Below are 11,559 nucleotides of genomic sequence, written 5' to 3' on the forward strand. Positions count from 1 at the left end.
TAGGATCAGATGGCACGCAACTTATTGACCACAACGAAGATCAAAGCCTCGGTCGATGGGAAATTGAGCGATGGCGACGGGCTGTGGCTTCATCGGAATCGGTCGGGCAATCGCAGCTGGGTCTTTATCTATCGCCGCAACGGCAGGCGCCGCGAGATGGGCCTTGGGGCACTCGATAGTGGGACGGCGAAGGTCGGACTGGCTGCCGCGCGAATGAAGGCCGACGAGATCCGTGAGATACTCGGCCGAGGTGGCGATCCATTTACAGAGATGGGCGAACGGCAGAGCAGGGCAGCGAAGGTGCCGCTCTTCGGTGCTGTCGCCGATGACTATGTGAATGCCATGGCAGTTCGCTGGAAGGGAGCCCGCACCGAAAACAGTTGGCGGCTTGCCCTTACCAAATATGCGAAGCCGATACGCAAACTGCGCGTCGACCAAATCGAAACGCCTGACATCATTCGATGCCTGCGACCTATTTGGGAAACGAAGACCGAGACGGCAACTAAGGTGCGGGAACGAATCAAGATGATCCTCGACCACGCCAAGGCGAACGGCTGGCGAACGGGCGAGAACCCGGCACAATGGCGGGGGCACCTAGACCAAATCCTGCCACCGCCAGAGAGTTTCAAACGCACTCACTTTGCGGCGATGCCCTACACCGAGTTGCCGGGCTTCATTTCGAAAATAAGGGGTGCTCGTGGTATCGCGGCGCGTGCCCTAGAGCTTATCATCCTGACCGCTGTGCGGAGCGGCGAGGGCAGGGGTGCCCGGTGGTCTGAGATGGATCTTGATCGGATGGTTTGGACGATTCCGGCCGAACGTATGAAGGGTGCCAAGCCACACCGGGTGCCGTTATCGCCTCGCGCCGCGCAGATTGTCCGCGACATGGCGGCAAATCGGATATCCGAGTTCGTCTTCCCAAGCGCGAAAGCTGGCGCGCAGCTATCCGACATGGCGTTCGCGAAGACGCTGAAGACATACGACGCAAGCGAATTCACAACCCATGGGTTCCGGTCCAGCTTTCGTAGCTGGGTAGGAGAGGAAACCACGTTCCAGCGCGAGGTCGCTGAAGCTGCCCTGGCTCACTCGGTTGGCGACGTTGTGGAGCGCGCATATTCGCGAGGCGACGCCCTGGAGAAGAGGCGAGCTCTGATGGATGCATGGGCGAACTTTTGCGAGGGGACCGCCTGATGGCGAACCTGAAGGATTTGGTTTGCCCTATTGCCAACGAGGTGCATTATAAAATGCACCAGGGAGTAGCACGCAGGTCAGAAGCACTTGCTATTGTTGTAAGGGAACTGGAAGCGGGTACCGCGAGCATCCCGCTTCAAAAGATTGCTGCTAAGATGCTTTCCCCGCAGACTTCGACTAGCAAACGTGGCCCGAAAAAGGGTTTTCCAAATGACTGGCTGGATATTTCGGAAGCCTACGATGCGCTGCGGGACGCTGGAATGGGGGCTGCAGAGGCGCGACTTGAATTGGCTGAACGGTTTGGCCGCTCCACGCGTACGGTTGACGACGCATTGGCATTCGCCAAAGACACCGGAAATATCGAATGATTACGATGCTTCCGAACCTGATTGCCAATTAACTTCGGTTACACGGAGGTCGCAAAAGCTTACAAGTTGCTCCACCAGCAAGAAAGGGTGAAGCAATGCATACCGACGATAACCACGCCCCGCGTCTAATTTCATTGAATGATGTGTGTTCCCTAACATCGCTTTCGCGCACGGCTATTAACAAGTTTCGCGTTTCGGGTGATTTCCCGGTCGATGTCAAGTTGGGCGAAAAGCGGGTCGCGTTCGTGCGCTCCGATGTCTATGCCTGGTTACAGCAGCGCATAGACGAAGCAATCGCAGGGCGCCGGAGAAAACTGCCAGTCGATCCCGCGAACGATGACTCTGTCCATCAGGCGGTGGCGTCGTGAGCGCCCTCGCGATCATCCCGTTCGATTACGGCAGCGTCGCTCCCGATCTGGCCGGGCGCCTGCGCAAACAAGCGGAGCGGATCAGGGAGCGGGTTACGCAGCAGACCAAGGATATGATTGAGACCGGCCGCGATCTCGCCGCCGTGAAGGAGGCGACCGCACACGGAACATTCGCGGCATGGGTCGAGGCCGAATGCGGGATCACTCCCCGGCTGGCGCAGATGTATATGCGCGCCGCCGAGTGGTCAGGCGAGAATGCGAAACTGATTTCGCATTTGCAGCCAACCGCTGTCCTCAAGCTCGCTTCGAAGAGTACGCCAGAGGAGGTCCGGCAGACCGTCGAAGAGCGAGTCTCCCGAGGCGAGTCCGTGGCGCCCCGGATCGTTGACGAGCTGCTGCGTGACGCGCGGGAGAAAAAGAAGGCGGATGCCGTTGCGGCCGAAGAGGCGGCCCTTAGCAAGAGGACGCGGGAAAGCCGGCGATTGAGAGCGGAGCGCATCGCCCGAGAGAGGGACGAAACCCACCTTCGCTACGAGGCGAAGCGCCGTGCCTCCGCCGAAGCCTGTGCTGAACTGGCTGCGCTCCTGGTCGAGCACCTGCCTGCAAATGCGTTGAGCCGTGCCCGCGACATATTCGACAGCGGCGACATCCCGCAAAGCCAATATGAGAGCGGCGAGCGTGTCGTCCCGCTTGTGCGTGACATGGATGCACTGCGCGAAGGCCGCCCACCATTGCCCGCGCCGAGCATCTGGATTCCGCAGCCGTTCCGGAGCGAGAAAATCGGCAACGCCATCGTCTTCTGCGGCGACTGCAGAGACGTGCTGCCGACGCTCTATCCGGTCGGGCATATCTTGACGGACCCTCCATACGAGGCACGGGCACACAAGAAGCAGATCCGCACCCATGCCGATGTCGCGTCAGGGCGGCGCTCCGAGCTCGGCTTCGACGCCATCACAGAGCCGCTGCGCACGTTCGTGACAGAGCATGCCGCGCGCCTGTCGAAGGGCTGGGCGCTGTTCTTCTGTCAGTCGGAGGCAGTCGGACGATGGCAGGGAGCCATCGAGGCCTCGGGCGCGAAGTACCGCGGCCCGGCGATCTGGGTGAAGCCGGATAGCAGCCCGCAGTTCACCGGCGACAAACCCGCGGTCAATTTCGAGACCATGGCGCTCGCCTGGTGCGGCGGCGGGCGCAGCGTCTGGAATGGAGGCGGGAAGCGCGGGACCTACACCTTCAACACCAACGGCCGGATGCGCGACGGCAGGCATCCGACCGAGAAACCAGTGCCGCTCCTCCGGCAGCTTCTACTCGACTTCACCAACCCCGGCGATGTCATCTTGGACCCGTTCGTCGGGTCCGGCACGACCGGCGTCGTGGCCGCGTCGATGGGCCGTCCATTCATTGGAATAGAGCGCGATCCGGAGTTCTTTCGCATTGCGTGTGAGCGCATCGAGACGGCCCACAGTCAAGGCCCGCTCTTCGCCGACAACGATAATAGACAGGCCGAACTACTGCCCGTCGCGCCGGCCGCATAACCGCCATCACCACCACAAAGGACCAACCATGCTTATTCTGAACGTCCGCCCGACGTTCGGGGAGAAGGTGCTCGCCACCTTCGACCTCGAGCTCGGCGGCAACCTGCGACTCTACAACATGGCCCTGCGCCGGACACCGGACGGGCGTCTGCGGAGCGTCGCGCCAAAAGCCCTCGGTAAGCACGCCGCGACGTTTGCGCCGGACCTCGCAGATCAGATCAGCCGGGCCGCGCACGCGGCTCTCGAAGGGGGCCGTGCAGCACATGCCAGCCAATAACATATCGCCGGAACACGTAGCCCGTGCCATCGGCGGCCGAGTCAGCGGCAATAAGGTTCTCGCGCACGCGCCGGGCCACAGGAATGGCGCGCCGGAGCTCTCGATTACCGTCGATCCGGCCGCGCCTCGCGGAATATTGGTGAACTGCTTCAGCGGCGAAGATCCTATCGAGATGAAGGATTGGATCCTGCGCCAATGCGGTGAGCCCGACTTCGCCCCTGGCGGCGACCGCGAAACGGCACCAGTCATCCGGTTGAAACCGAAGGCGTCGCCGGCGGCAAAGAAGCGATTCAACGACCGACATCTGATCCATGATGGCTACACCCTAGCGACGGCATATGATTACACCGACGCGGCCGGTGACATTGCGTTCCAAGTGCTTCGATACGAGCACCCCGAGAAGGAAAAGACCTTCATCCAGCGTCAGCCGGACGGCAGGGGCGGCTGGTTCTTCGGGCGTGGCGACCCGATCCTCTATAGGGTGCCGGACATCCTGGCGCGGCCGAACGAACCCGTCTTCTTCTGCGAGGGCGAGAAGGACGCCGATCGCTTGGCCGAGATCGGAGTGCTCGCCACCACCGTTCCGAACGGGTCGTGGCCTGAGGACATCGCGGCGCTTCGCGGACGCACCGTCTACGTCATGGCGGACAACGATACGGCCGGCGAGCGGAAGGCGGAGATCGCAGTTGAGAAGCTAACCGGCATCGCCACGGTTCGCCGCGTCACCCTGCCCGACCTCCCGGCGAAGGGCGACGTTTCTGACTGGCTAGACGCGGGCGGTGATGCTGGAGCGCTGACGGCATTGGCGCGTTCCTCCCCGCCTGTAGCCGCAAACCAGAACAAGCCCGACGCATATCCCGGCATCATCTCAAGCGGCGATTTCGTTCGGGGCTTCGTCCCGCCCGACTACCACATCGACGGCATCGCGCAGTCTTCGTTCCTGTACGCGCTGACGGCACAGACCGGCGCGGGCAAAACGGCCGTACTGCTCTTGACCGCAGCGCTGACGGCGCTGGGCGAGCCGCTTGGCAACCGCGAGGTGCGCAAGGGCCGCGTAATCTATTTCGCGGGAGAGAATCCTGACGATATCACCATGCGCTGGATAGCCATGGCGCACCACATGCCGTTCGATGTGGAGACGATCGACGTCCATTTCATAAAGGGCACATTCAGCATCCCTGCGATGTTTGAGAAGATCGAGGCGGACGTGAAAGCGCTAGGCGGAGTCGACCTTGTCATCGTCGACACGTCTGCGGCATACTTCCAAGGGCAGGATGAGAATGCCAATGTCGAGCTTGGCCGCCATGCTCGTGAGCTGCGCTCCCTGACGACACTGCCGGGGCATCCCTGCGTGATGGTCGCCTGCCACCCGACGAAGAATGCAGCTTCGGATAATCTTCTGCCGCGAGGCGGCGGAGCCTTCATCGCCGAAGTCGATGGAAACCTCGTCTGCGTCAAGTCCAGCGACGGCACAGTGAAGCTGCATTGGCAGGGGAAGCACCGCGGACCCGACTTCGAGCCGGTCATGTTCGAGCTTCAGACAGTCACCGCGCCGGGCCTGCAAGACAGCCGTGGTCGACATATACCGACCGTCATGGCAGCCGTGCTGTCCGGCGGCGAAGTGCGCCAGAAGGCAGCGGACGCACGTCGAGATGAGGATGCGGTCCTGCTATCCATCGATCGAGACGCCAGCCTGTCGCTTGCCGAACGGGCCGAGGCGCTGGGCTGGTATAAAGACGGCGCCCCGCATAAGGGGCGCGTCCGCCGGGCAGCCGATAAGCTGAGGCAGGAAAAGCTCGTTACCTACGTGCGGGGAAAATGGAAGCTGACACTGGCAGGTCAGGAAGCCGCGGTCGAGGCGCGTGGTGAGCAATACCACGCGGATGTTGCCGCCCGAACGGCAGCCGGAATCCTCGCCAAGCACAGAGCAAAAGCGGCGTGAGACATCGTGCGGATTGCCAAAAATCGGTCCGCACGACTTGTGCCGATTTTACACCCCATCGTGCGGAAATCGTGCGCGCGCACGAAACCGCGCACGACACGCACGAAAATCGGCAAATTGTTCAATGAAATCAATGCCGTGCGCGCGCACGGTTTAAAATCAAAAACCCCCATGAAGGAAGGGGGGATTTATCCCCTCCTTCCGGGTCGTGCGTGCGCGTCCTTTTTCTAGAGGGCGCACGGCGCACGATTTTTCCCGGCAGCCGACGCAGAGCGGCGCCTCAACTTGCGAGATCCGAATGGCTTTCAAAACCGACGACAACTGGTCGCCCAGCATGCACCGCGCCGCGCTCGCCGCATGGCGGCGGAACACCCCTGCGCACGACGGCGCGCTGATGCCAGAGCCGGCACGCCCTGTTGCCGGGGACCGACCGGCGGCGGAGCGTTTTGCAGCACTGAAGCGGTGGCGGCAGTGGTCCCGCAGAGACGAGCCGGACGGCACGAACTTTCTGCGTGCCGACAGCGATAACGAGGCGGTATCATCCGCGAGCATCGACCGCAGCCACGAAATCCGGCCTTCCATCGCAGCGATCAGGCGGGAACTTAAAAACGTCGAGATGCGCCAGTTCTGCCACGCCCAACTCGGCGGCGGTGGCGCGGTCGACTGCATCCCTGTCGGGGGCGACATCGACATTGAGGATGGCAAAATCGTCCGCATGGGACGGTTTCGCTTCAGCAACGGACAACAGGCGGAACGCTGCCTCCTGCTTTCCGAGTTCGGAAAGGTCCGCCTCGGTGCGGTGAGGATGCCTGCCGGGGCGCTCATGGACTCAGTCGACAGATCCGGCGCCGCACTCGGTCCGGGTCGGAGGCCGGTAGCGATTGTTGCGAGTAACGAATTCTTCGCTCAAGTGCTCGGCACCCCCCCTGCGCGCTACATCAAGGGCGGGAAGCGGCGGAAGGCGCGCGATATTCCCGTCCCGCCGCTGCCGCCTACCAGCATGACACTTAATGAGGCCCGCGCCTTCGTAGGTCTGCCTGCAGCCGAGAAGATGCCCGATGGCCTGCCTTGCGGCTCGCCCTTCGTGGCCGATAGCTTCATCGCGTTTGCGACAGTCGGAAAGCGCCCGCTCGCAGAGCCGCAGGACAACGCCGAGACCTCGCTCGCCGAGCGGCAGGAAGCCGAAATGATACGTCAGTCCCTATCCGACGACGACGCCAAGACGCTCGACGCCGCAATGACCGCTAGCAACTATGAGGAAATTGGCAGATCGCTTGGACATTGCGGACAATACGCTAGGCATGCCGGCAAGCGAGCGCTGATCGCTGCAAATGATAATCTTGCTGTCGCAGTAAAAAAGATTGCATCTTAGCTATACCTGTTTCCGGTTTCATCCGGTGAACATATAGCAGGCCTTCGCAGGTCAACTTAGCCGCCTCCGGGCGGCTTTTCTTTGCCCATTTCATTGCCAAGCACCCGCTTGGCTTCATACGACCAGAAAGGCGGTACAGTAATGCTGACCGGCGATACTCCCGTCGACTTCGGGGAGTACCAATTTACGATGTCGGAGGCGCTTGACGTTTCTGGCGTCAACGAGGGCGTCCTTCGCTCCTGGCTGGCACGCCAAGTTGTCGATGTAGGGTGTAAGCATCGCAAGCTGGGGGCGTGGCTTTTCAGTGGCCTCGACCTGATGAAACTTAAAACGATGGCGGATCTAATCGCGACGACTGGCATGCAGCCGGTCCATGCCGAGAAGGTCGCCGGACTAGTCGTCGACCGCTTCCTCGCGATGTCCACCCGCGACGTAGCTACCGGCGATCTTCTCCCGGAACTCCCGAACGGCGACCGGCGCGACACGCGCATCATCGTTTCCCTAGCGGGCGGAGAGCCGCAGGCGATTGTTGCGGAATGGGACGGCGCAACCTGGGCAGCGCCATTGCCGCGCCGCGGCGCCGAGAATGAGCGCTTCCGGCGTCCGCATGTCATCGTCCCGGCCGACGCCATCATTTTTGACGTCGCGGATGCCATGTTCGCGATCCTGGCGAGGGAGAAAGCGTGATGTGGCCTTTCTCCAGAAGCGTCACCGTGTCGGAAACGAAATCCGAACTCACGGATCCACTGTCTGAATCCTGGTTGGCGCTCACCGGCTGGTTCACCGGCTCCTCAACTGGAGTCGCGGTCAACGCGGCATCGGCCATGATGGTGCCCTCGGTAAACGCCGCCGTGAACTTGATTGCGACCACCGTGGCGACATTGCCGTGCAAGGTCTACGCCGTTGCGCCGGACGGCAAGGAGCCAGCGCCTGACCACCCAGCCTATGCGGTCGTGCACGACGAGGCGAACGACTGGCAGTCCGCTGGAAAGGTCCGTGAACTAGTCACGGTCGATGCCATCCTTCATGGCGATGGGTTCGGTTTCGTAAACAAAGCTGGCGGTCGTCCGGTCGAAATCCTGCATCTGCAGCGGTCCAACGTTGTGGTTGAATATCTCGACTCTGGTGAGCCCCGATATCGCATCGGGCAAGCGATCTACGGGCCGGACCAGATCATCCATATCCAGGCTCCCAGCCTAGACGGCAAGTGCGGCCTCGGTCTTCTGTCATCTGGCCGGAACGCGATCGGCCTCGCGATTCTCCTGGAGCAGACGAGCTCCCGCCTGATGAAGAACAACAGCCGACCGGGCGGCGTGCTGAGCTTCGAAGGCAAACTCACGGCGGAAGCAGCAAAGCGGGCCGGCGAGTCCTGGCGCGCTACGCATGGTGGCGAAGGCTCTGGCGGTGTAGCCGTGGTGGATAACTCGGCAAAGTATATGCCAGTTGCCTTCACCAGTGTCGAAAGTCAGCACGCGGAGCAGCGGGCGATACAGGTCGCCGAGATTTCGAGGCTCACCCGTGTGCCTGTGACGATGCTCCAGGCACTCGACCGTGGCACCTTCAGCAATGTCGAGCAGCAGACGCTGCAGTTCCTCCAGCTTTGCCTATTGCCATGGCTGAAGGCTTGGACCGATGCCTATCGGCGGACACTGCTTGCCCGCGATGACCGGGCCTCGCACTCGATCGCGTTCGTGGTGGACGATCTTCTTCGCGGCGACACGGCCACTCGGGCCGAGGCCTACGCGAAGTTTCGCGCAATGGGCGCCTTTACCGCGAACGACGTGAGGCGCCGCGAGAATATGCCCGCGCTCCCGGATGGCAACCAACTAGCCAGCCCGTACACGACGCCGGGACAGCCTGCCGCCGCGAACAATAACACCACACCCAATCGGGAGGCAGCAGCATGACGAAACGCGACCTTGGCGCCACCGTCGAGCTCGACACGAAGGCTATCGGCGAGGACGGCACCTTCACGGGCTACGCCAGCATCTTCGGCAACCGCGACGACCACCGGGACATCGTTATGCCCGGTGCCTACAAGGCCTCGCTGGTGGCGCGTCCAGCCTCCCGCGTGAAGATGCTTTGGCATCATGATCCGACGACGCCGATTGGCGTCTGGGACAGCATCGAAGAGGATGGACGGGGCCTGAAGGTCAAGGGCCGCCTCCTCTTGGATCTGGAGAAGGGCCGCGAGGTTCACGCCCTGATGAAGGCCGGCATCATCGACTCCCTGTCGGTCGGCTACCGCGCAGTCCGCCACCGGATGGACCGGACGAAAGGCGCCCGAATCCTGGAGGCCGTCGACCTCTGGGAAATCTCCGCCGTGACTTTTCCGAGCAACGCCGAAGCGACCATCAGCGGCGTCAAGCACCACCAGCCGACCGACTTTTCCAACCTCGTCGCCGCAATCAATTCGGCGCGCACATCCCTTTCGAAAGGCATCAAATGACCGCACTGCTGCAGCTTGAAACGAAATCCGAAGCCAACGAAGACGAGGCCGCTGGCTTCGATGAGGTGAAGGCCGCGCTGGACGCGCTGACCGGCGACTTCCAGAAGAAGACTGCCCCCCTCGCTGATCTCACCGAGCGCCTGGCGAAGTTGGAAGCCAAGGCCAATCGGCCGGCGGCGAACGACAACCGCCAGGAAGAGCCTGCTATTGAGCGCAAGGCTTTCGCATCGTTCCTGAAGTTCGGCGAGCAGCGGATGCCGGCCGAAGAGGCCAAGGCGCTGGTCGTCGCCGACGACACCCGTGGCGGCTATCTTGCGCCCGCTGAATTCAGCACCGAGATCATCAGGAACCTCGTGCAGTTCAGCCCGGTTCGCCAGGCTGCCCGCGTCGGATCGACGGCAGCATCTAGCGTCATACTCCCCAAGCGTACCGGGACTCCTACGGCTTCGTGGGTTGGAGAAACCGAAACGCGGACGGGGACGGAATCCGCCTACGGGCAGATCGAAATCCCGATCCACGAAATGGCCGCTTACGTCGATGTGTCGGTCCAACTTCTCGAAGATGCTGCGGTCAACGTCGAGGCGGAGGTCGCTTCTGACCTCGCTGAGGAATTCGGTCGATTGGAGGGCTCCTCCCTCCTGAATGGCGACGGCGTGAAGAAGCCGCTTGGTCTCATGTCGGCGACTGGCATCGACTTCAGCGTGTCCGGTTCTGCCGCAGCCATTACCGCTGACGGCCTGATTGACCTCGTGTATGGCCTGCCGGCATTTTATCGCAATACCGGCGCGTTCATGATGAACGGCACGACCTTGGCTGCCCTGCGCAAGCTCAAGGATGGTCAGGGCAACTACCTATGGCAGCCCAGCTATGCTGCCGGTCAGCCGGAGACGATCCTGTCGAGGCCTGTGGTCGAGGCGGTCGACATGCCCGACATCGCGGCAGGCACCTTCCCGGTGGTGTTCGGTGACTTCATGCGGGCGTTCCGCATCTATGACCGCGCCGCGATGTCGATCCTCCGCGATCCGTACAGCCTCGCGACTACCGGGAAGGTCCGCTTCCATGCTCGTCGCCGCGTCGGCGCTGCCACCGTGCAGTCCGAGGCCGTTCGCAAGCTGAAGATCGCGGCGAGCTAATCGCGACCGTCTCTTTCACCTTCCTCGGGGCGTCCGCTGTGGCGCCCCGCTTCATTTAGGAGAACACCATGCGAGACATCGCGAACAATATCGGCGTCGTCCAGGCGGTCGCACCGGCCGTTCTTAGCGCCACCAACACCAGCCCGGCGATCGACCTCATCGGTTTCGATAGCGCGGCTGTCATCGTCAACAGCGGCGCCATCGTCACGGCCGGCGACTTCACCGCGAAGATCCAGGAGAGCGACACCACGACCTCCGGCGCCTTCACCGACGTTGCGGCCGATGAGATGGTCGGCGCCTTCCCGGCGAGCCTTGCCGCCGACAGCGTGGCGAAGGTCGGCTACATCGGCAACAAGCGGTATGTCCGCACCGTCCTCACCAAGAATGGTGGCACTTCTATTGCGGCTGGCGTGATGGTCGTGAAGGGCCACGCGGCGGATCGTCCGGTCGCCTAACTAATCCGGCGGCGACATGCGAGGGCGACGGGCTCGTCCGGTAACGATCAGCGACCTCCCTGCCGCCACGCTCAGTAAGAGGGTCAAGGTCGCAAAGCCCATCAGCGGCTCGTGCTTCGGTGCGGGCCGCTCGTCATTCAGGAGAGACCATCATGCCGAGCAAGGGTCCGCGCCTATGCCCGTGCGGACGCACCGTGCCTGCAGGCCGCCCGTGTCCGTGCGCTGCAAGGCGCAAGGCTGAAAGCGACGCCAACCGCCCGTCACCAGCCGCACGCGGGTACGATGCCGCGTGGCGGGAAGCCCGAGCCAATCACCTTGCGCGCAACCCCTTGTGCGTATCATGCGGTCAGCCGGCCACGCTGGTCGATCATATCGCCAGCATTCGGAAGGCGCCGCACCGAAGGCTGGACCCGACCAACTTCGCCAGTATGTGCGCACCCTGCCACGGCCGCAAGACGGCGGCCGTCGATGG

13 protein-coding genes are annotated in these 11,559 nt (G+C 62.4%); all 13 read left to right on the forward strand.

The annotated features are described in order from the left end of the window. The first annotated feature begins 9 nt into the window (after positions 1 to 9). Positions 10 to 1,191, forward strand: a complete 1,182-nt coding sequence (locus VQ045_RS15295; protein WP_331830702.1) for a tyrosine-type recombinase/integrase — start codon at positions 10 to 12, stop codon at positions 1,189 to 1,191. Continuing rightward, the gene (locus tag VQ045_RS15300; RefSeq protein WP_331830703.1) at positions 1,191 to 1,559 is read left to right on the forward strand and encodes a hypothetical protein; all 369 of its coding nucleotides are present in this window, start codon (positions 1,191 to 1,193) and stop codon (positions 1,557 to 1,559) included. Before VQ045_RS15295 ends, VQ045_RS15300 begins: the two co-directional genes overlap by 1 nt. A 95-nt stretch (positions 1,560 to 1,654) precedes the next feature. Beyond that, the gene (locus tag VQ045_RS15305; protein ID WP_331830704.1) at positions 1,655 to 1,927 is read left to right on the forward strand and encodes a helix-turn-helix transcriptional regulator; all 273 of its coding nucleotides are present in this window, start codon (positions 1,655 to 1,657) and stop codon (positions 1,925 to 1,927) included. Continuing rightward, complete coding sequence (locus tag VQ045_RS15310) at positions 1,924 to 3,459, forward strand: DNA-methyltransferase (protein ID WP_331830705.1); 1,536 nt, start codon at positions 1,924 to 1,926, stop codon at positions 3,457 to 3,459. Before VQ045_RS15305 ends, VQ045_RS15310 begins: the two co-directional genes overlap by 4 nt. A 28-nt stretch (positions 3,460 to 3,487) precedes the next feature. Next, positions 3,488 to 3,736, forward strand: a complete 249-nt coding sequence (locus tag VQ045_RS15315) for a hypothetical protein (protein WP_331830706.1) — start codon at positions 3,488 to 3,490, stop codon at positions 3,734 to 3,736. Positions 3,737 to 4,301: 565 nt separating this feature from the next. Continuing rightward, complete coding sequence (locus VQ045_RS15320; protein WP_331830707.1) at positions 4,302 to 5,678, forward strand: AAA family ATPase; 1,377 nt, start codon at positions 4,302 to 4,304, stop codon at positions 5,676 to 5,678. Positions 5,679 to 5,976: 298 nt separating this feature from the next. After that, positions 5,977 to 7,050: a hypothetical protein gene (locus VQ045_RS15325; protein ID WP_331830708.1), complete on the forward strand. Its 1,074-nt coding sequence runs from the start codon at positions 5,977 to 5,979 to the stop codon at positions 7,048 to 7,050. Positions 7,051 to 7,191: 141 nt separating this feature from the next. Continuing rightward, positions 7,192 to 7,737, forward strand: a complete 546-nt coding sequence (locus VQ045_RS15330; RefSeq protein ID WP_331830709.1) for a hypothetical protein — start codon at positions 7,192 to 7,194, stop codon at positions 7,735 to 7,737. Next, positions 7,737 to 8,957: a phage portal protein gene (locus VQ045_RS15335; RefSeq protein ID WP_331830710.1), complete on the forward strand. Its 1,221-nt coding sequence runs from the start codon at positions 7,737 to 7,739 to the stop codon at positions 8,955 to 8,957. Before VQ045_RS15330 ends, VQ045_RS15335 begins: the two co-directional genes overlap by 1 nt. Beyond that, complete coding sequence (locus VQ045_RS15340) at positions 8,954 to 9,499, forward strand: HK97 family phage prohead protease (RefSeq protein WP_331830711.1); 546 nt, start codon at positions 8,954 to 8,956, stop codon at positions 9,497 to 9,499. The genes VQ045_RS15335 and VQ045_RS15340 overlap by 4 nt, the downstream gene beginning before the upstream one ends. Then, complete coding sequence (locus VQ045_RS15345; protein WP_331830712.1) at positions 9,496 to 10,632, forward strand: phage major capsid protein; 1,137 nt, start codon at positions 9,496 to 9,498, stop codon at positions 10,630 to 10,632. Before VQ045_RS15340 ends, VQ045_RS15345 begins: the two co-directional genes overlap by 4 nt. A 68-nt stretch (positions 10,633 to 10,700) precedes the next feature. Then, positions 10,701 to 11,087 (forward strand): hypothetical protein, encoded by a 387-nt coding sequence (locus VQ045_RS15350; protein WP_331830713.1) that lies wholly within the window; start codon positions 10,701 to 10,703, stop codon positions 11,085 to 11,087. 152 nt (positions 11,088 to 11,239) lie between these two features. Continuing rightward, positions 11,240 to 11,559: HNH endonuclease signature motif containing protein (locus VQ045_RS15355; RefSeq protein WP_331830714.1), on the forward strand; the 320-nt coding region annotated here is incomplete at its 3' end.

It is taken from the genome of Aurantimonas sp. E1-2-R+4, from assembly GCF_036549515.1.
Taxonomy (GTDB): Bacteria; Pseudomonadota; Alphaproteobacteria; order Rhizobiales; family Rhizobiaceae; genus Aurantimonas; species Aurantimonas coralicida_A.